This window comes from Flavobacterium odoriferum, assembly GCF_025499515.1.
Lineage (GTDB): Bacteria > Bacteroidota > Bacteroidia > Flavobacteriales > Flavobacteriaceae > Flavobacterium > Flavobacterium odoriferum.
Window position 1 is genome coordinate 14,920 of record NZ_JAMKFA010000005.1, and the last position, 19,925, is coordinate 34,844.

Sequence of the window (19,925 nt, forward strand, 5' to 3'; positions counted from 1 at the left end):
CTAACAACAAACCATATTTATGAAATACTACACTAATGCTGCACTTGAAGCAATAGCCACATCTGCCTTTACGTGAGCGGCATTTGCCCTACCACTTGGATCTTGATTTTCTTGCCATTTTGGAATCCATTTTCGCACGGTTTGTGCCGCACTATCTTGTGGAAAATGCTTGTGAAAAATGGTTCTATAATAGAATGCTTCTTTTGTAACTGGTGTATTGTAAGGGAATAATGCTTTTGCTTTTGCAAACTCCTCATCCGTAACTTGACTTGAACAATATTCTATTAAAGTATCAATCCAGTTGTATCCTACTCCATCAGAAAACTGTTCTTTTTGACGCCATAAAATTTCTTCTGGCAAGTATGGCTTCTCAGGTGTATCGAATGCTTTTCTTAAAATATATTTTTCAATTCCGTCATACGTTTTTGGCATTTTTTCTTCTGGCTGAATTTTGATTGCTAAATCCAAAAATTCCTTATCTAAAAATGGAACTCTTGCTTCTAATCCATGTGCCATGGTTGATTTATCAGCACGAAGCAAATCGGCTGTAAATAACTTTTGAACGCGTTCGATGGTTTCTTTTTGAAAATCCAACACTGATGGCGCATTTCGGAAATACAAATAACCTCCAAAAATTTCATCAGCTCCTTCGCCTGACAGTACCATTTTGATTCCTTTTTCTGTAATCGCTTTTGATAAGAAATACATTGGTGTGCTTGCTCGAATTGACGTTACATCGTAGGTTTCTAAATGCCAAATTAACTTATCTAAAATATCGATTCCTTGCTCGACTGTAAAATGAATTTCGTGATGTGTTGTTCCAATGAAATCCGCTACTTTTTTTGCTGCTACTAAATCGGGTGCAGAAGCATCTAATCCAATAGAAAACGAATGTAATTCTTGTCCAGTTCCTTCTAACAATCTTGAAGTAATTGAAGCAATTAAGGAAGAATCTAATCCACCAGAAAGCAATACTCCAAAAGGCACATCGCACATTAAACGTTTTTCAACTGCTTGAGTCAAACTTACATTTAAAGCTTCTAAATGTAATTTTTCAACTGCTTTTTCATGAGCTTCCCATTCTGGTTTGTAATATTTCACAAAACCTGTTTTTTCGGTATAATAATGTCCTGGAGGAAAAGTAGAAAATGACTTACATTGGTCGGTAATCGCTTTCATTTCAGAAGCAAAATACAAGCGACCTCTTTCGTCCATTCCATAATACAATGGTTTTACTCCCAATGGATCACGAGCTACAATATAATCATCTCCATCGATAACTACTAATGCGAAAATTCCGTCCAACATATCACAGAAATCATATCCAAATTCTTCGAACAAATGAACGATAACTTCAGAATCTGATGTTGTTCTAAACACATGATGTTTTAGAGTCGTTTCTCTTAATTTTTTGTGATTGTATATTTCGCCATTATGCACCATCCATGCCGAATCGGTTCCTTGAATAGGTTGTTTTCCTGTATGCAAATCGACAATTGACAAACGCTCGTGTGCCAAAATGTGTCCTTTCTCAGTTACATGAATATCACTTTCATCTGGACCACGGTGGCTCATTCTTTTAGACAATTGTTGCACCAATGCTTCTTCTTTTCCTTTCCCTATAATGGCTAATATTCCGCACATAATTTTTAAGTTTAATCGTTGAAATGTTTAATTGTTTAAGTTATATTTTATATTAACTTAATTTTATGAAGCAAAATTGAATAAATAAGTTTAAATAATAAACCTTAAAATTAATTTTAGTTATAATTTAAAACTAAAAAATGGATTTTTAATTAAATTATAAATTTTAAAAGTGGTTTTGAGTTAGTTTTGGTTACAAATCATAAAAAAACCACTCGAGTGAGTGGTTTTTATTTTATTCTATTGTCTTTATGTGAAATCGATTGTTGTTGATTGTGATTTCATCTCCAACACTTTTTCCTAGTAATTGACTTCCCAAAGGAGATTCTGGTGAAACAGCAATAATGGTTTTATTATCGATTGTGATTTTTGGTAAAGCAGTGCTGATATAAAACAGCATTTCATTAGTTTGAACTAAACTTCCCAAAGCAACTCTGGCGTGAATTGCATCTGCATCAATTTTATCAATGCTATTCTTTTGACCGATGATTTCTGCTAATTTTTGATTGAGTTTTTCTTGCTCTAAATGCATCATCGATAAAGCGGTTTCGTGCTTATCGCCAGCCGAACCTTTCGCATCGTTTTGCGCATCTTGAGCTAAATCGGAAATCATAAAACGCAATTCGTTTATTTTCTCCGATAATAGATTTTGATAATGGGATTTTATTTTTTGTTTGAATGTCATGATGAAAGATTAACCACAAAGAGCACAAAGAAGGCGCTAAGGACGCTAGGATTATTTTTTTCCTCTTTTATACAATTCTTCAGCTTCTTTTCTTGATTTTTCAAAAATATCATTCCCAAACTTCTTTAAAACGAGTTCTTTCATCGTTTTCGAATAACATTTTGAATATTCAGTAATTACACATCCTGCATTTTTTGTATCAATCCCGTATTTTTTTCTTCTATACTCTTGAATATAAGTGCTTAAATCAGGGTTTTTGTCAAAAATTAGTCCATAAGAATAACAATTATATATTCCAATATCAAAATCGATTTTTGCTTGTTCAGTTCCGTTTTCACAAGTAACTTTTCTCCAAACTATAGAATCATTATTTTTAGAATTTTCATTTTGAGAAAATGATACTCCAAATATTAGAAGAAATGATATGCAAATAATTTTTTTCATAATTCAATTATTTCGGAGATGCTATAAGTATAACAAACGTTATTGGAAAACCTAATAAAACTAATAACTCAACTTCAAAATTCGTTGTTCAAAATTGAATTTTCAACATTTTTTAATATTTAACAACGAACTTGGAATGTTGAATGTTGAACTTTTAGAAATCAAATTTGTAATTAGCACCTAACAACACCTGAATTCCTTGTACCGGGAAATTTGCCCAGCGATTGTATTGTTGATTAGCTAAATTGTTTCCTTTTAAGAAAGCGGTTAATCTTGCGTTGTATTTGTATCCTACGTGCGCATTCAAATCGAAATAACTGTCTAATGTAACTACTATTGAATCAAATATTGGCGGAAAAACAGCCGCAGCATTCTGAACTGATATCAAATCTTTTCTTTCTCCTACAAAAAATACATTGGCACCTGCATACCATTTTTCGTTGATGTCAAAATCTACTGTTGTTCCAACTTTTAATTGTGGTAAATTCCAAGCTTCGGCTTGCGTATCTGATGAATAATTATTGTAGGTTCCATTAATACCAAAAGTTACACTTTTAGAAAAATCGGCCTTTAATTCACCAAACAAACTCAATGTTTTTACATTATCATAAACTACACCAAACGAATTTCCATAAGCATAACCTTCTGTATTAGCAAATGAAGGATTGTATTCGTTACTCACAAAAAGCGCTTTATCATCTTGGTTCAAATAGGACGCTCTAACGTTAAAAGCAACTGAATTCGCTAATTTACCTTTTAAACCTGCATAAATATCATATTTGTTATCTGTGGGTGCAATAAAAAGTGTTGGTGACACAAATGAATTTTGATCAACAAAATCTGCATATGAGTTTTGCTGTAAACCTCCTTCTGCACCAGCATAAGCTACTAAAATATCGCCAACTAATTTATAGGAAGCTTTGATGTTTGGATAAATAAAAATCTTTCCATCGCTTTCTCCGTTAATTTTTGCAGTTGCATAGAAAACGCCCGCACCTAACTGCACCGATAAATCATCTTGTTGGTACAAAATACTTGGTTTCATTCCGGCAATTATTGTACTGTATTTTAGTTCTGAATCTACATCTAACATTCTTTCAAAACTTCCACCAACGTAATCTACTACGAAATCGGCTTTGATTTTTTGATCCATTACTTCAAAATCAAAATTTGGCTTGATAAAAAATCGATTTTCACCTGAATTTAATCCATCTGAAAAACGTTTAAATTGCATGCTTGCCTCACTAAAAATTCCGTCTTTTAATGTCATTTTTCCGCCAAGAGCAATTGTATTGTAACTTTGTTTTGAATCGATACTGTTAATTGTTGCATCATCAAAAGCGATAGTTTGTATAGGTAATCCGTACCAATTATAAATTTGATTTTTCACCCCTAAATCTACATTCCAGCTTAAATCGCGCTCACGCACTCCATAAGTTACATCTAAACTTGTGTTGTAATATTTGTCATCTAAAACCAAATCTTTGATGCCGCCTTGAGAAGACAAATGGCGCAACATTCCACCTACATAATTGCTTCGGCTAAGATTTTGCGTTATGAACAATTCTGCATTTATTGTTGGATAATTTCCGAAACCTAACGTTGCGTAATTGTTGTATAATTTTTCTTTTTCGGCTTTATCAACACCTGCCGCTTTTCCTTTTGCTGGTGTAAAAGTTGATGCTACTGGAAATGAAAAAATATTATACTGAATGGTTTCCTTTTTTTGCTCTTCTTCATCTTCCAAAACTGGTGTTTCTTTTACTTTAAAAGCATCAGAAATGGTTGGTGTGTATGGTTTTACAATATTTACTACTTCAGAGCCAATGTTTTCATCTTTTTTTTGAGAAAAGGAAAATTGGATTCCGAATATTACTAAAACTATTGTGATTATATTTAATTTCTTCATGTTCAAATTTTTTAGATACGATTCTGAAACTAATTCAGAATGACAGTTTCTTGCTATATATTAATTTGTGATTGATGAATTACGTTTTGCTTCTTCGATTTTTATAGTATCTAATTCCTTTTGTGCTTCCGCAACTACATCTGCGTATTCTGTGAAGTTATCTATTACACTTTGCAAAATTTCGGTAGCTTGAAAACTATCATTTAAACTGAAATAGTTTTTTGCCATAATTATCAATGCTTTTGCTCCAAAAAACTTATAACCTGAATAATCGCTTGCAATTTTTTCAACTACTGTGTTAGATGCATCAAATTTTCCTTCTTTATTTTTGAAATAAGCATCATAATATAATGCTTCTGCTTTTAGTTCGCCTTTTGCAATTTTATTCAATTTTGCATAAGCATCTTTTGCTTTTGTTTCATCGTTGGTTTTAATTGCCGAACGTGCTACGATGATTTGTGCATCACTTTTAATTCGATCATCAACTTTATCATTTGCCAATACTTTATCTGCATAAATTACAGCATTTGCAAAATCTTGTTTTTCGTAATACGATTTCATTAAATTAGATTGTGCATACGTTTTATTTTGCGGAAATTCTGCTTCGGTTTCCAAACGTTTTAAAACCGGAATTGCACTGTCGTAATTCTTTGCTTTTAAATGCACTTGACACAAACGAGCCAATGATTGTTCGGTAAATTCATTTCGTGGTTTTGAAACTACAAAATCATAATGTTTCACTGAATTTGCTTCTAAATTATCGGCAAAATACAATTGTGCTAAATAGAAATTCGCTTTCAAAGCATGTAATCCGTTTGGAAATTTACTCACATAACTTATAAATCCAGAAATAGCTTGTTTGGCATTGTTTTGTAAATATTGTTTTTCGGCAGATTCATAAGTATCGTTATCTAAATCAGCATTTGAAACTTCTACAAAAGATAAGGTTTTAACCCAATCGGCATATTCGTCAACTTTACCGCTATCTACATAAATTAAACGTGCAGTTGACACGGCTTCTAATGATTCTGGAGAATTTGGATATTCGGCAACTACTTTTTTAAATTTTGTTAACGCTTGCTCTTCTTTATTTCCGTTATAATAAATCAAACCTTGTTTCAGAATCGCTTTTGCTACATACGAACTCGATTTGTAACCGCTAATTAATTTGTCATAAGTCGAAATCGCCTTATCGGTTTGATTTTGATTCACGTAAGTATTTCCTAATTCATATAGCGCATCGTCTGCATATTGTGAAGTTGGATACGTTTTTATGAATTTTTCTAAATCTTCAATTTTTTTATCTGGTTTGCTTACAAAACCATAACTAATTCCTTTTTGAAAAGCTGCATAATCGGCATCAACACTTTTTAAATCAATAGCTTTATTGTAGGCATCCATTGCTGGCCAATATTTTGTTGAAATGAAATTACAATCTCCTAAACGTAAGTACGCATCTGTCAAGCGTACTTTATCGTCTTTAATTGAAGTAGTGAAATCTCCAAAATATTTGATGGCATTATCATATTCTTTTAATTTAAAATACGCATACGCCAAGTTGTAATTTGCATTTTTGAATTCAGGAGTAGTTGAAGCTTCTGAGCTATTTAGAAATTGTAAAAAGCTTAATTTTGCTTCTTCAAATTGATCTAAATTGTATTCTGTTTCACCTTTCCAAAAGGTTGCTCTTGCTGAAAATTTTGCATCTTTATTTTCTGCGATAGATTTTTTAAATAACGAATAAGCACCTTTGAAATCGCCATCGGTGTACAATTCTAAACCTCTATAAAAAGTTACTTTTTGATACGCTAATTTGTTTTCTGGAGATTTACTTTTTTCTAATAAAACCAGAGCTTCTTTATAATTTTTTGAAGTGATGTACGAACTAATTAATAACGTATTGATTTCTTGTTTATATGACGTATTTGGATATTTTGCCAAATACGCATTCATAATTTCAGGAACTGATTGATACGGATTTCCAATTTCGTAACTTAATTTAGCATAATTCAAATACGCATCTTCTTGAATTTTAGCATCAAACTCCATTTCAGATGCTTTTTTAAATGCGTTTAAAGCTTGTTGCTTTTTATCGGTTTTTAAATAGCTTTCCGCTAAATGATAATAGGCATTTTGGGCCACAGCATCGTTACCATCAATAATTTTATTGAATTGTGTAATGGCATTTTCATAATCTTTTTGTTGATAATATGCATAACCCAACTGATAGAAATCGGTGTTGTTCCATTTTCCTTTTTTCCCTTTATAGTCTAACAAATAAGGTAATGCTTTGTCGTATTTTTTTAAATTGAAATAACTTTCTCCAATAATTTTAGACAATTCGCTTTTTTCATCAGCTCTTGATTTTGGCATTTGTTCCAAACCTAAATCAACTGCTTTTTGAAAATTACCCAATTTAAAATTCATATCGGCTTGAAAATAGCCCATTTTTTCTTTGTACTTATCTTGGTCTGAAACTTGTTCAAAATACTCGTTGGCACTTTTATAATCATCAGTTTCATATGACATGTACCCCAAATAGTATTTTGCCTGGCTTCCAAATGTTTTAGAATTCACCACCATATTGAAATATTTAGCGGCTTCTTTATTATTTTTAGCTGTGAAATAGGCATATCCTTTTTGGAAATTATATTTTTCTTTATCAGCTTGAGACATTGAATTTGAATCGGCTTTATCAAACCATTCTAACGATTTTGGATAATTTCCTTCGTCAAAATAGTAATGTGCCACTTCAATATAGGCTTGATTGGTTTTTGTGCTAGTTGGATAATCTTCTACAAAATTTTCAACCAAAACATCTGCACCCATTTGATTTAATCTAATGGCACAATTGGCAATATAATATGCACAATCTGCTTCTACTTCTTGATTGTTTGTTTTTGTTTTTTCTTTATCAAACAAAATTTGTGCTGCTTGATATTGCTTATCTTTATACAACTCAACCGCACGATTAAATTCGGTTAAATCGTGTGTATAAACCGACGATTGTTGGGCAAAAAGAGTTCCAGAAAAGAAAACTACTAAAAAAGAAAGTTTTAAATACTTTATCATAAGATTCGTTATTTATAAGTTCCAAATATAAGGCTTATTAAAGGTATAAACGAAGCATCTTAACATATTATTGTACTATTTTTGAACATAGTTTTTAACCAAATGCACTATTTTTAGTCGAAAAGCGTTTAAAATTTTGAAACCCAGTCATAAGTTATTACTTTTACATTTTAAAATCCATTTTCACTATGTCAGAAGCAGTTCTATCTTTAAAAAACGCAACCATTTATCAAGATAAAAATCCAGTTTTAACCGATGTTAATATCGAAGTAAAACATGGTGAATTTTTATATTTAATTGGTAGAACAGGATCAGGAAAAAGTAGTTTTTTAAAAACTTTATATGCTGATTTAGATTTAACTGAAGGAGAAGGATGCGTAGTTGGTTATGATTTGAATACTTTAAAAGAAAGCGACATTCCATATTTAAGAAGAAAATTAGGTGTGGTTTTCCAAGATTTTAAATTACTACCTGACAGAAGTGTAAAAGAAAATCTTTTATTTGTTTTGAAAGCTACAGGTTGGTCTGAAAAAGCTGAAATGGACGCTAAAATTGAAGAAGTTTTAGACAAAGTTGGAATGAAAGGTTTTGCACCAAAAATGCCACATCAATTATCTGGAGGCGAGCAACAACGTGTTGGAATTGCAAGAGCTTTACTAAACGACCCAGAATTAATTTTAGCTGACGAACCAACCGGAAATCTTGACCCACAAACCAGTGTGGAAGTTATGGAAGTACTTAAAAAAATTAATGCGAACGGAAAAACCATTTTAATGGCAACGCATGATTATGCATTAGTTTTAAAATATCCTTCAAAAACTTTAAAATTTGAAGGTGGAAAAATGTTTGAAGTAGTTCAAAGAACAGTTTAGTTCTTTGAACCTTTTTTATAGTAATGTGGATTTTCTTTCACTCCTTTTTTGAAGATTTTTCTCAAATTCATTCGTAACCAAGTATCTGTTTTTAGAATTAAATCAGTTATTTTATTTTCTGGTCTTCCTCTAAATGAAGTAACGTGAAAAGTATCGGTAGATGATAATGGGGCGTTAGAAAAATAATAATTCGAAACACATTTTCGTTCTATATCAACCACAACCGGTGAAACAGAATGCAACGAATGATTGTGCGTAGCCATAACTGCTAATCGATTAAATTTACTTTCAATTGTAATTTGTTTTTCAGATAATCCGTTGGGCCAAAGCTCTAAATTTCCGCCATTTTTTATATCCCAATCTGGTGTTACATAATATAACAAATTTAAAACACGCCATCTTTCACGTTCTTTATCGTGCGAATTATCTAAATGTGGATTCAAGAACTGATTTTTTCCCATCAAAGAAATACCACCAGCATACAGTTTATCATCTGGAAAAGCTTCTTTAATAGCACAAATTTTAGCCACTAATTTCACAATTCGTTCATCTTGAAATGCATAAATAATATCTTCTAAAATAGGATGATACAAATCCATTTGTGCCGCAATATATTTGTTTTCACGAATGCTTTTCTTAAGCACCATTTCTGACGGCTTCGGAAAGTTTTCATGTATTTGAATAGCTATTTCCTCAGGTAAAAGATCATCAATATAAAAAAAACCAATTTTGTTTTTAGAATCTTCAAATTGTTTCGATAAAATGTCTTGGTTTTTTTCTATTTTTGAAAATATTAAATCTGACAAGTCTTTTCGGGTCATTTTACAAATTTTTCATAAAATTAGTTAATTTAATTTACATAAATGTTATCCATTTTAATTCCAACATACAACTATAATGTTTTTTCGTTAGTGAAGGAATTAGTAGACCAAACTTCAAAATTAAATATCGATTTTGAAATTATTTGTTTAGATGATGGAAGCAAAATTACTTTTGTAGAAAATGAAGCTATTAACCAATTGAAAAACTGTAGCTTTAGTTCAAATGAAACCAACTTAGGAAGAGCTTCTAATTTAAACAAATTAGTAGAAAAAGCAAAATTTAATCATTGTTTGTTGCTTGAAGCCGATGCATTTCCTGAAAATGAAAACTACATAAAAAAGTATGTTTCTTTAATAAACGAAAATATTACTATTGCTTTTGGTGGTGTAATTTATAGCAATGAAAAACCAAAAAATAATTCATTGCTTCGATGGATTTATGGCCATAAAAGAGAAAGTAAAAACCTAGATTTCAGATTAAAAAACCCATATAATATTGTTTTTTCTTGGAATTTATTGATTTCAAAAGAAGTGTTTCAAAAATTTCCATTTGACGCTTCAATAAAGGATTATGGTTTTGAAGATTTTATTTTCTTGAAAAAATTAAAAGAAAACGCTGTTCCAATTCACCAAATTGAGAATAATTGCATTCATCAAAACGAAGAAACTTCAATAGAATTTATAAAAAAGTATAATTATTCGCTTCAAAACTTAAAAAAACTAATTGATTCTGAGCAATTGCAGTATGAAGACACTTCATTAAGTGCTTTGTATTTAAAAATTAAACAATTAAAATTAGATGGCTTAGTTGCATTTACATTCAAGATATCAAAAAAAATAATTATCAAAAACTTAACTTCAAGATATTGTTCACTTTTTCTGTTCGATTTTTATAAATTGGGTTATTTTTGTTTACTAAATAAAAACAAACATGTATAACATTCTAAAAAGAGTTTTTACTGCTATTTTTCCAAAAAAAACACTTTTTAGGATAGAGCCTTATTTTAGAAAATGTTATGCTTTTTTTAAGAAAGGAACACAACACTTTTGTAGCGTTTGTAATTTTAAAACTTCAAGTTTTGAACGTTTGCCAAACGCTGATTTACTTTGTCCAAACTGCGGAAGCTTGTCACGTGATAGAAGATTATGGAAACTAATTGCAGAAAAATATTTACGTTCAAACATACAAATTTTAGACTTTTCACCTTCCAGAAGTTTGTTTCGCAAATGGAAAAAAGTATCTAATATAAAACATATTGCGTCTGATTTATCTGGCGATTTCATAGCAGATGTTTCATATGATATTACTCAAATTCCTGAAAAAGATGCTCAATTTGATTTAATTATTTGCTATCATATTTTAGAACACGTAGTTGATGATATAAAAGCGATGAGTGAATTATTTAGGGTTTTAAAACCAAATGGAACAGTTTTAATTCAAACACCTTTTAAAGATGGAGAAATCTATGAAGATTATGCTATAACTTCAGAATCTGAGCGATTAATTCATTTTGGACAAGAAGATCATGTTCGAATTTATTCGGTTGATGGTTTAAAAAAACGATTAGAATCTGTTGGTTTTTCAATAATTGTAAACCAATATAAAAAAGAAGAATATTTAGGTTTTTCTAACGAAATTATTCTGGTTGCCAAAAAATAAGATGCCAAAAATATCAGTAATCATACCACTTTTTAATAAAGGTTTCATCATTTCGGAAACCTTACAATCGGTTTTGGCACAAACTTTTACGGATTTTGAAATTGTTATTGTAAACGATGGTTCGACAGATAATGGTTTTGAAGTTGTTTCTAAATTTTCAGATAATCGAATTAATTTATTTCAACAAGAAAATAAAGGTGCTGCGGCAGCAAGAAATTTAGGAATCGAAAAAGCTACAGGAGAATTAATAGCATTTTTAGATGCAGATGATTATTGGTTTCCAAATCATTTAGAAGAAATTTTCAAACTTTACACAGATTTTCCAAATTGCGGTATGTATGGAAGTCGCTATTTAATGAAAATTTCAGAAAAGAAAACCATTAAAACTACTTATTCACCATCAGTTTCTAATGATTTTAGAGGAATTCTACCTGATTTTTTCAAAGCAAGCAAAGCATATCGTGTTGGATTAACTTCTGCAATTGCTATTCCTAAAAGAGTTTTACAAAATAATTTTCTTTTCAATTTAGAAATAAGTAGCGGACAGGATTTAGAATTATATACTAAAATTGCTATTGAAAAATCTGTTGCAATTACCAACTCGTTTACGGTAGAATATAATTTTTCGTTAGATAATCAATTGTCAAAAACACCGATTTCGCAAAAGAAATTAATGTTTTTTGAACAATTTCATGCTTTTGAAAGTAACAATGAAAGTCTAAAAAAATTTCTCGATTTTTATCGTTTAGAATATGCTTTACAATTTAGAATTGCTGAAAATATAGAAAAATCTAATTTCTATTTAAAAGATATTACAACAGAAATTCCTTTTAAAACAAAAGTCTTACTTTCAACGCCTATTTTTATTTTAAAATTACTTTTAAAAGTAAAACATTTATTAAAAAAATATGGGATTGATTTTTCGGTGTATCACTAATTTTTTGATTCCAAAAAGGCTGAAAATTCTCTAATGTAATCTTCTTCAGAAAATACATCTGAAGCAATTACCAAACAAACTGCACCCGAAGAAAAATTCTTCAATTCGCGCCAAATTCCGTTAGTAATCAATAAACCCTGAAAAGGTTTGTTTAAAGTAACCACATTTTCTTTTTGACCATCGTTCAATATAACATCAAAACTCCCCGAAAGTGCAATTAAAAACTCTTGTTGTTCAATATGCGAATGACCGCCACGCTCTGCTCCACTAGGCACATCATACAAATAATAAACGCGTTTAATTTCAAAAGGAATGACATTGTTTTCAATAACCGAAAGATTTCCTCTTGGGTCTTCGATTTTTGGAATAGATAATAATTTACAATTTTGTAGCATTGGCATAAGCTTCTTTTCCTTTTTGTGCTTGTTTGAATAAGTGACCTACTTCTGAAAAAGAGATTTTACTTTGCTTCAAATCAAAAAATAATTTCAAAGCTATCCAAAATAATTGCATTTTACCAAAAATTCTATAAAAAACTGCACTTTGCACATAATAAACTTCTGAAATTAAAGTTTTGTGTCCTGTTGAAGGCTGTGAATGAGACAACAATTTTTCGGGAATAAAACCAATTTTTAACCCTTTTTTAATTCCATCAGAAACAAAAATAGCTTCTTCACCCATAAAAAATTTGGCACCTAATCCAAAATTCTCATCAAATTGTAAATTTGCGTCTTTTAAACTTTCTCTTTTAAAAACAAGTTCCACTGAAGATGTATTTAAAATTTCAAAATTAGTAAGTTTAGATTGAAATGTTCTTGGATATTTTTTAGCTAAATTGCCTTGAGCGTTCAAATATTGAAATCTAAAACCATCATGTTCTGAATTAGAATTAAAGGCTTTTATGATTTTTTTTTCGAATTTTTGCTGAAAAACCACATCATCATCAGTAAAAATAACCAACTTTTTTATAGCATTTTCGAGTGCAAAATTTCGACTTTTAGACAATCCTTTTTCAAATACATTCAATACTTTTATTCGCTCATTATTAGAATGTAATACTTTATTTTCTGTAGTTTGATTGACAATTAAAATATTAAATTTATTGAAATCGGAAAACAAAAACATAGTTTCCAAAAAATCAAAATTGGTTTGATTCATGGTTGCAATTAATATTTCTATGTCCGATTTATGATACATTTTTAGCAATTGCATTATATTTACACAAATATAGTGATTAGTGATTAGTGATTAGTGATTAGTGACAAGATTTAGAATTATTTATGAAAATACTTTTGCTTGGTGAATATAGTCGTTTACATAATTCTTTAAAGGAAGGATTCGTTACACTTGGTCATGAAGTATCTATTGTGGGTTGTGGCGATAAGTTCAAACAATTTCCGGTTGATTATTCTATTTATGCTCAAATTTGCAACGATAATAAAATCGCTAATTTACTTTACAGAGGAATTCGAAAAGTAATTGGTTTAGATTTTGAAAAAATCGAAAAAGCGATTCGTTTTTATTTGTTAATACCAAAGTTAAATGACTATCATCATGTGCAATTAATCAATTCTGATGCATTAGAAACTTATCCTATTTTATCTCGTTTTTTGTATAAAAAATTATTTAAAAACATACAAAACAGAAGCTTACTCATTTGCGGAGATGAAACGCCAATTGTGGATTATTTGATTAAAAAAGAATTCAAGTATTCTGTTTTAACGCCTTATTTTGAAGATAATTCAATAGAAAAAGAATTTCAATTTCCGCTTAAATACAGAAAAAATAGCTATCGAAAAACATTTGATTGGCTAAAAGAAAATTGTCAAAACTTAATTACATCAGACTTAGATTATGAAATTCCGATGCGAAAAATGGGATTTCAAACTACGTTTATTCCAAATCCGATAAATACTGATACAATTGCTTTTCAAAAAACAGAAAATACTGGTGAAATTGTCATTTTTTTAGGTATAAATCGTTTGAGTTATACTAAAAAAGGAATTATTTATTTTGAAAAAGCATTAGAAATTATTCAAGAAAAACATGCAGACAAAATCGAAATTATTGTAACAGAAAATCTTCCGTACAAAGAATATATTTCCAAATATAACAAAGCACATATTTTGTTAGACCAAGTGTTTGCTTATGATCAAGGTTATAATGCTTTAGAAGCTATGGCAAAAGGAAAAGTGGTTTTTACGGGTGCTGAAACCGAATTTTTAAATCAGTATCAATTGCAGGAAGACGAAGTTTGTATTAATGCATTGCCTGATGAAAATGAAATTGCTGCAAAACTTTCCTATTTAATTGAACATCCTGAGAAAATGATTAAAATCTCAAAAAATGCTCGAAACTTTATTGAAAAAGAGCATAATTATATTGTTATTGCGAAGAAGTATTTAGCGTGTTGGGAATAACATTACTTTTAAAAAACATTAGTACTAAAATTATCATAATAAATTCATAGGGAAAACTATATCTGTCATTTGTTCCAAAAGTTACAATTGCTTGTAAGACCGAATTTCCAAAAACAATTACAACAATAATTACTTCATTAGTTAATATCTTATTTTTAAAAAAATGATAAATATAAAAAGGAACTAACAACAAAAAAGATATTCTAAACAATATCAAAAAAACTCGCTGAAAATACCAAATTCCAACACAAACTTTATTTGCGTATTTAAAATTAAATTTCTCATCATTATATTTAAAAGTTGGCTTCCAAAAATTAAACCAAGATCTAAAAACAACTTGTTTTAGATATTCACCTGGATTCTCTTTGATTGCAACTTTTGCAAATTTTCCTAATTCAATAGACAATTCTTGAAAAGTAAGATTGTGCTTGTCAAAAGCTCCTGCTTCATAAGCAAACCATATAGACATTGCTACATCTTTATCTTCTCGAATAGCTTTTTCTCGATAACGCACATAAGGTTTAGAAATCCAATTGAATTCTTTAGGTGTTTTTTCGGCAAAATAAACACAGTTTTGAGCATTTGTTAATCCGTAATAAGAAGTTGCAGCAAAATAACCTGTATTTACTTTATTAACATAACTCCAACCATAATAAGCAATTAAAGAGAAAACTACTAAGATTATATTTTTTGAAAATACAGTTTTAAAAGTTGGTTTTTTAACTACTAAAAAAGCAAATAATAAAAAAGGTAAAAAAGCATAAAAAGGTTTTATCAATACTAAAAACCCAAAAAATAAACTAAGTCCAATTAAGTTTTTAAATGTAAGACGTTCTAAAATATTATCAGATATTAAATAGAATAAAATTGAGATAAAAAACAACACTACAGTTTCAACTAAAATATTTGTTTCGTAAAAAAAAATATTAATGAAACTTCCTAAAAATAAAGTAATTATAAAACTTGCTTTTTGATTAAACTTATAATTTATAAGTGTTTTATACCAAAAAATAGTTGATAAAATTCCAATACAAAACTGAAATAAAACAACAAAATATAAATTTTGATTGAAAACCGCAATTATTAGTGGATAACCCGGTGAACGAAGTCCATGATAACCCTTCAAATTAAAATCGGAAATTAGTTTACTCAACTCTATATAACCATCAGAATCTGGAAAAATAGTAACCGATGTATAAAAAATTAAAAAGAAAAAAGCCCTCAATAAAATTCCAAAAATAACAATATTTCGAATTGGATTTTTTATTAAACTTCCTATCAAATCATTTATCCATTTCAATGTTTTTTCAATCATTTTTGTTATTTTTAAAGAACAATTTTCTAAACATAAACAAAACCACAAAAAATGTTATAGCATTTGCAATTACATACGCTTCCATAACTCCTTTTACTTGAAGCGAATCAAACAGAAAAAAACTAAAAACTAAAAATAGTCCATTATAGATAATTTCAATAAAAATATATTTTGAAACCATAGCTTTTACAAGGATTTGAAAGCCAAAAGCTAAAGTCATCACTCGAAATAAATCGCCAATAAGTTGCCAAATCAACAATTCACTCACCGGTTGAAATTCTGAAGTTAATGCAATTGAAATTATGATATTTTTTAATAAAAAAACTAAAAAAAGAACGCAGATAAAAACGGGAATCAGTATTCTAAAATAATATTTTAATTCGGTTTTAAATTCATCATCAGTTTTTAAAGCTGATAACTTTGGCAAATAATACAACGACAATCCAGCGCTAAAAAACATCATGTAAAAACCCGATATTCTGGTAATTGCTTCCCAAATTCCTGCGTTGTATAAACTTGAATTATCAATAATATAATTACGAATTAAAATGGTCGTAACTGGAATTAAAATTGCACTTACTAAAGCCATTCCTATAAATTTCGATATTATTTTTAGATAATGAGATTGAAATTTGAAAGAAAAAGAAAATTGCTTTCTCACAAAAAAAACAGCGACAAAAAAGCTGATAAAATCGGCAATTGCAATTGCAAAAAAAGCACCCTCCAACTTTTGTTGATAAATAAAATAAAACGAACTTACAAACAAGAAAATATTCGTAATAATTTGAATACCAACTATTTTCTTAAATTCTTGATTGGCATTAAAAATTGTGATTAGCAATGTTTGCAGAACAAAAAAAGGTAATAACACAGCAAAATAGCTCAAATAAACCGAAAAAACTGTAGTTTGAAATAAATAAGAACTTAACGATTCTGCGAACAAAAAAATTAATATTGTTAATACAAATGATAATCCCAAAAAGAATACTAAAAAAGAAGAAACAATACTGTTTCGTTCTTCTTTACTATCCGAATTTTCTAAAAACAACTTGATTAAGCCTTCTTTTAAGCCTAAAACACTAATCGATTTGAATAAAGTTGTGAAACTTTTAAAATTCCCCGTTAATGCCATTCCGTTTGGTCCTAAAAACTCAGAAATGATTCGCACAGAGAAAATTCCCAATACAAATTGAACCAAGACGCCAAAGGCATTTAGCGATAAAACTTTAAGTAACTTATGTTTTTCAAAAAAACTCAAATTAAATTTCTTTAATAATTTTTGCTGGATTTCCAACAGCAACTACATTAGCAGGAATACTTTTTGTTACAACAGAACCATTACCAATTACCGAATTTTCACCAATAGTTACACCTTTCAAAATAGTAACATTATCACCAATAAAGGCATTCTTTTTAATTGTAATTTCAGCAAATTTTGGCGTTCCTGAAAATCGTTTCTCAATCGCTAAATCATGTCCATCGTTATCAAGAATAGCACAATTTATTCCTATCAAAACATTATCATGAATCGTGACTTTTGAAAGCGATTCGATGGAACAATTGTTATTAATTGAAACATCATTTCCAATGAAAATTTCACTTTCTGAACTTCTTGCTTCAAAATAAGAGTAATGTGAATAATAGTTTGGTGAATTTACAACTCCAATTTGAACATTTTTTCCAAACGATATTTTACCTTTTCCGTTTAAAAGTAATGGATGATATAATTTGGGCTGACCAAAAACCTGCTGACAAGTTGATAAACTTTTATATTTTATTATACGAAGCTTTATAAAAGCAAATTGTTTCAATTGATGCAGAATTCCCATTTTAATAACGATTTAAAGTTGTAATAATATGCTCAATTTCAACATCTGTCAACGTTGCATTCATTGGAATACTCAAAACCTCATCATGAATTTTCTCAGTAATTGGAAACGATAAATGGTTCCAATTAGGCAACGCTTTTTGTTTGTGTGGCGGAATTGGATAATGAATCATCGTTTCTATTTCGTTATTTTTTAAATAATTTTGAAGTGCTTGACGGTTTGGAGTGCGAATGATAAATAAATGAAATACATGATTTTCGCTCCCATCCCAAAATGGCAATACTATTTTATCATTTTTAATTTCAGAAAGATAGCGTTTTGCAATTTGTCTTCTAATTTGATTTTCAGTGTCTAAATGAGACAATTTTACATTTAAAAAAGCTGCTTGCAACTCATCTAAACGTGAATTTACACCAATAATTTCGTTTTCATATTTTATTTTTGAGCCATAATTTCGTAACGAGAATATAACATCAGCCAACTCATCATCGTTAGTTGTAATCGCACCACCATCCCCAAGAGCACCTAAATTTTTACTTGGATAAAAGCTGTAGGCTGTAGCACCTAAATTTTTGAATTCTGAATCCTGAATTCTGACTTTTTCAGTACCATGAGCTTGAGCTGCATCTTCAACTACTAACAAATTATGTTTATGAGCAATTGCATTTATTTCTTCCATTTCGCACAATTGACCATATAAATGAACGGGTAAAATAGCTTTGGTTTTTGAAGTGATTTTTTCTTCAATCAAATCTGGATTAATGTTGTATGTTTCTAATTTTGGTTCCACTAAAACTGGAACTAAATCGGATTGTAAAACAGCTAAAATACTGGCGATATAGGTATTTGCAGGTACAATAACTTCATCACCTTTTTGCAATTTTCCTAATTGAATGTAGGCTTTAAAAATTAAGACTAAAGCGTCTAAACCATTTCCAACGCCTATACAATGTTTTGTCCCACAATAGTTTGCAAAATCAGCTTCAAATGTTTTGACTTCATTTCCTAAAATATACCAACCATTCGCTAAAAATTGCTTCATTTTTTCTTGGAGTGCAATTTCAAACGGTTGGTTTATTTTTTTTAAATTTAGGAATTGAATCATAATAAAATGTTTTCTAAAAGTGAATAATTTTTGGTTTCGATTTCATAAAAACTTTGAACCATTGTTCGTGCGCCAAAACTTTCTTTCCAAAATAAAATTCCTTCCTTTATTTTTCTTCCATTTTCTTCATTTGATGGTCCAAAATCAAAGTAAAGTTTGTGTTTAAACTCTTTAATCAAAAAATCATATAAAAAATCTAAACTACCTAATTCATTTTTATCTGAGTTTCCAGAAATATATTGTGGTTTTGCTACATTATCGTAAATAAACATAGTAGTTCCGGCTACAATTTTATCTTCTTTATACACATTAAATTGTCTAATATTGTTTGGGAATTTTGATTTTAAAAATGATATTTCATCAATTGTATGAACTGGTTTTGCTTGGTGTTTTTGTTTTAAATTAGGAATTAAAATTTCATTCCAAAATAGTTCAAACGAACTTTCCTCTTTAACAATTAATTCATTTTTAACACCGCGATTTATAGTTTGTTTTCTGTCTTTAGAAAATTTATAATGTGTTCTCAAATCTAAAACTGATAAACTATCTCTTCTAACTAATTTCGCATTTATGATAAAACTTAAATATTCCATTTCTTCAGAAGGAAATTTGGCATAAAACGAAGGCAATTGTTTTAAATTTAGTGTTGAAATTCCATTTTCGTTCAAAAAATGTAGCAAATTGAATGTTATTTCAATTACTTCTTGCAATTTTGTTTTTTCATTTAAAATTAATCCTCCATAAGTTAATCCTTGATGTGAATAAACTACATCTTCTAACCTATTAGCTGGTAAAATGGCTTTCAAATTTTGATTTTCGTCAAAAATTAAGAGTGAGAAATCTTGAAATCTATCGCTGTGATATTCCATAAAATCGCGATGAAATAAAAAAGTAGCATTTTTAGCAGTTGCTACAAATTCATTCCAAGTTGAATAATCTGTTGATTGATATTTTCTAACGATATAATTCTTCAAAACTTATTTTTAATTGCGGAAAATTACTAATTTTTTAGTTGAGAAAGTTTCAATATTACATTTTTTAAAAAAAATATAGTAAATTGGAACCATAATTTCTCAATAACAATGTGTTGAAAAAGATTTTTTATCTCAGTTTTATACTTTTAATTTTATTACCTATTACTACTAAAGGCCAGGATATATCATTATACGAACAAGTAAATGGGCGTTATGATTTTACTCTGGTGGGAAATAC

The 19,925-nt window shown here is 29.3% G+C and carries 18 protein-coding genes; 5 read left to right on the plus strand and 13 right to left on the minus strand.

The genetic code is table 11. The features are described 5' to 3' along the window. Positions 1-27: 27 nt before the first annotated feature. The 5 genes from asnB to M9Q43_RS04595 form a co-directional block, all read right to left on the minus strand. A complete protein-coding gene (gene asnB / locus M9Q43_RS04575) occupies positions 28-1,644 on the minus strand; it encodes an asparagine synthase B (RefSeq protein ID WP_262317792.1) in 1,617 nt (538 codons plus the stop codon). Between the two features lie 235 nt (positions 1,645-1,879). Continuing rightward, positions 1,880-2,329 (minus strand): GreA/GreB family elongation factor, encoded by a 450-nt coding sequence (locus M9Q43_RS04580; protein WP_262317793.1) that lies wholly within the window; start codon positions 2,327-2,329, stop codon positions 1,880-1,882. A 51-nt stretch (positions 2,330-2,380) separates the two neighbouring features. Continuing rightward, positions 2,381-2,773: a hypothetical protein gene (locus tag M9Q43_RS04585; protein ID WP_262317794.1), complete on the minus strand. Its 393-nt coding sequence runs from the start codon at positions 2,771-2,773 to the stop codon at positions 2,381-2,383. A 154-nt stretch (positions 2,774-2,927) separates the two neighbouring features. After that, positions 2,928-4,682, minus strand: a complete 1,755-nt coding sequence (locus M9Q43_RS04590) for a porin family protein (RefSeq protein WP_262317795.1) — start codon at positions 4,680-4,682, stop codon at positions 2,928-2,930. Between the two features lie 60 nt (positions 4,683-4,742). After that, positions 4,743-7,754: a tetratricopeptide repeat protein gene (locus tag M9Q43_RS04595; protein WP_262317796.1), complete on the minus strand. Its 3,012-nt coding sequence runs from the start codon at positions 7,752-7,754 to the stop codon at positions 4,743-4,745. A gap of 188 nt (positions 7,755-7,942) precedes the next feature. Between M9Q43_RS04595 and M9Q43_RS04600 the strand changes: the two genes are divergently transcribed. Beyond that, positions 7,943-8,626: a cell division ATP-binding protein FtsE gene (locus tag M9Q43_RS04600; protein ID WP_262317797.1), complete on the plus strand. Its 684-nt coding sequence runs from the start codon at positions 7,943-7,945 to the stop codon at positions 8,624-8,626. On the opposite strand, the gene M9Q43_RS04605 is transcribed toward M9Q43_RS04600, so the two are convergent. Further along, entirely contained in the window at positions 8,623-9,447 is an 825-nt protein-coding gene (locus M9Q43_RS04605; protein WP_262317798.1) for a 2OG-Fe(II) oxygenase, read from the minus strand. The genes M9Q43_RS04600 and M9Q43_RS04605 overlap by 4 nt on opposite strands. Before the next feature lie 42 nt (positions 9,448-9,489). Between M9Q43_RS04605 and M9Q43_RS04610 the strand changes: the two genes are divergently transcribed. Genes M9Q43_RS04610 through M9Q43_RS04620 form a run of 3 tightly spaced genes read left to right on the plus strand, consistent with a single transcriptional unit; the run spans position 9,490 to position 12,044 of the window. Further along, positions 9,490-10,386 (plus strand): glycosyltransferase family 2 protein, encoded by an 897-nt coding sequence (locus M9Q43_RS04610; protein WP_262317799.1) that lies wholly within the window; start codon positions 9,490-9,492, stop codon positions 10,384-10,386. Then, complete coding sequence (locus M9Q43_RS04615) at positions 10,379-11,107, plus strand: class I SAM-dependent methyltransferase (protein ID WP_262317800.1); 729 nt, start codon at positions 10,379-10,381, stop codon at positions 11,105-11,107. Before M9Q43_RS04610 ends, M9Q43_RS04615 begins: the two co-directional genes overlap by 8 nt. Before the next feature lies 1 nt (position 11,108). Further along, positions 11,109-12,044 carry a glycosyltransferase family 2 protein gene (locus tag M9Q43_RS04620; protein ID WP_262317801.1) on the plus strand — a complete coding sequence of 312 codons (936 nt, stop codon included), beginning with the start codon at positions 11,109-11,111 and terminating at the stop codon, positions 12,042-12,044. Here M9Q43_RS04620 and M9Q43_RS04625 read toward each other — a convergent pair. Beyond that, on the minus strand, positions 12,041-12,445 hold the full coding sequence (locus tag M9Q43_RS04625) for a sugar 3,4-ketoisomerase (RefSeq protein WP_262317802.1): 405 nt from the start codon (positions 12,443-12,445) through the stop codon (positions 12,041-12,043). The genes M9Q43_RS04620 and M9Q43_RS04625 overlap by 4 nt on opposite strands. Next, positions 12,423-13,241: a glycosyltransferase family 2 protein gene (locus M9Q43_RS04630; RefSeq protein WP_262317803.1), complete on the minus strand. Its 819-nt coding sequence runs from the start codon at positions 13,239-13,241 to the stop codon at positions 12,423-12,425. Before M9Q43_RS04630 ends, M9Q43_RS04625 begins: the two co-directional genes overlap by 23 nt. 83 nt (positions 13,242-13,324) lie before the next feature. On the opposite strand from M9Q43_RS04630, the gene M9Q43_RS04635 reads away from it, so the two are divergent. After that, positions 13,325-14,464, plus strand: coding sequence for a glycosyltransferase family protein (locus M9Q43_RS04635; RefSeq protein ID WP_262317804.1), 1,140 nt, complete (start codon positions 13,325-13,327; stop codon positions 14,462-14,464). Here the strand turns inward: M9Q43_RS04635 and M9Q43_RS04640 are convergent. Genes M9Q43_RS04640 through M9Q43_RS04660 form a run of 5 tightly spaced genes read right to left on the minus strand, consistent with a single transcriptional unit; the run spans position 14,430 to position 19,687 of the window. Continuing rightward, positions 14,430-15,779, minus strand: a complete 1,350-nt coding sequence (locus tag M9Q43_RS04640) for a glycosyltransferase family 39 protein (RefSeq protein ID WP_262317805.1) — start codon at positions 15,777-15,779, stop codon at positions 14,430-14,432. The two genes, M9Q43_RS04635 and M9Q43_RS04640, sit on opposite strands and share 35 nt — an antisense overlap. Further along, entirely contained in the window at positions 15,772-17,037 is a 1,266-nt protein-coding gene (locus M9Q43_RS04645) for an O-antigen translocase (RefSeq protein WP_262317806.1), read from the minus strand. Before M9Q43_RS04645 ends, M9Q43_RS04640 begins: the two co-directional genes overlap by 8 nt. A 1-nt stretch (position 17,038) precedes the next feature. After that, positions 17,039-17,608 carry an acyltransferase gene (locus tag M9Q43_RS14180; protein WP_316044624.1) on the minus strand — a complete coding sequence of 190 codons (570 nt, stop codon included), beginning with the start codon at positions 17,606-17,608 and terminating at the stop codon, positions 17,039-17,041. Between the two features lies 1 nt (position 17,609). Continuing rightward, entirely contained in the window at positions 17,610-18,713 is a 1,104-nt protein-coding gene (locus M9Q43_RS04655; protein WP_262317807.1) for a DegT/DnrJ/EryC1/StrS family aminotransferase, read from the minus strand. Then, entirely contained in the window at positions 18,710-19,687 is a 978-nt protein-coding gene (locus M9Q43_RS04660) for a GNAT family N-acetyltransferase (protein WP_262317808.1), read from the minus strand. The genes M9Q43_RS04655 and M9Q43_RS04660 overlap by 4 nt, the downstream gene beginning before the upstream one ends. Between the last annotated feature and the right edge of the window lie 238 nt (positions 19,688-19,925).

Coding starts and splice junctions, on each gene's coding strand:
- M9Q43_RS04655 (WP_262317807.1), bottom strand. CDS start 18,713: ATGATTCAATTCCTAAATTTAAAAAAAATAAACCAACCGTTTGAAATT.
- M9Q43_RS04600 (WP_262317797.1), top strand. CDS start 7,943: ATGTCAGAAGCAGTTCTATCTTTAAAAAACGCAACCATTTATCAAGAT.
- M9Q43_RS04615 (WP_262317800.1), top strand. CDS start 10,379: ATGTATAACATTCTAAAAAGAGTTTTTACTGCTATTTTTCCAAAAAAA.
- M9Q43_RS04590 (WP_262317795.1), bottom strand. CDS start 4,682: ATGAAGAAATTAAATATAATCACAATAGTTTTAGTAATATTCGGAATC.
- M9Q43_RS04610 (WP_262317799.1), top strand. CDS start 9,490: ATGTTATCCATTTTAATTCCAACATACAACTATAATGTTTTTTCGTTA.
- M9Q43_RS04595 (WP_262317796.1), bottom strand. CDS start 7,754: ATGATAAAGTATTTAAAACTTTCTTTTTTAGTAGTTTTCTTTTCTGGA.
- M9Q43_RS04620 (WP_262317801.1), top strand. CDS start 11,109: ATGCCAAAAATATCAGTAATCATACCACTTTTTAATAAAGGTTTCATC.
- M9Q43_RS04580 (WP_262317793.1), bottom strand. CDS start 2,329: ATGACATTCAAACAAAAAATAAAATCCCATTATCAAAATCTATTATCG.
- asnB (WP_262317792.1), bottom strand. CDS start 1,644: ATGTGCGGAATATTAGCCATTATAGGGAAAGGAAAAGAAGAAGCATTG.
- M9Q43_RS04635 (WP_262317804.1), top strand. CDS start 13,325: ATGAAAATACTTTTGCTTGGTGAATATAGTCGTTTACATAATTCTTTA.
- M9Q43_RS14180 (WP_316044624.1), bottom strand. CDS start 17,608: ATGGGAATTCTGCATCAATTGAAACAATTTGCTTTTATAAAGCTTCGT.
- M9Q43_RS04630 (WP_262317803.1), bottom strand. CDS start 13,241: ATGTATCATAAATCGGACATAGAAATATTAATTGCAACCATGAATCAA.
- M9Q43_RS04585 (WP_262317794.1), bottom strand. CDS start 2,773: ATGAAAAAAATTATTTGCATATCATTTCTTCTAATATTTGGAGTATCA.
- M9Q43_RS04640 (WP_262317805.1), bottom strand. CDS start 15,779: ATGATTGAAAAAACATTGAAATGGATAAATGATTTGATAGGAAGTTTA.
- M9Q43_RS04625 (WP_262317802.1), bottom strand. CDS start 12,445: ATGCCAATGCTACAAAATTGTAAATTATTATCTATTCCAAAAATCGAA.
- M9Q43_RS04605 (WP_262317798.1), bottom strand. CDS start 9,447: ATGACCCGAAAAGACTTGTCAGATTTAATATTTTCAAAAATAGAAAAA.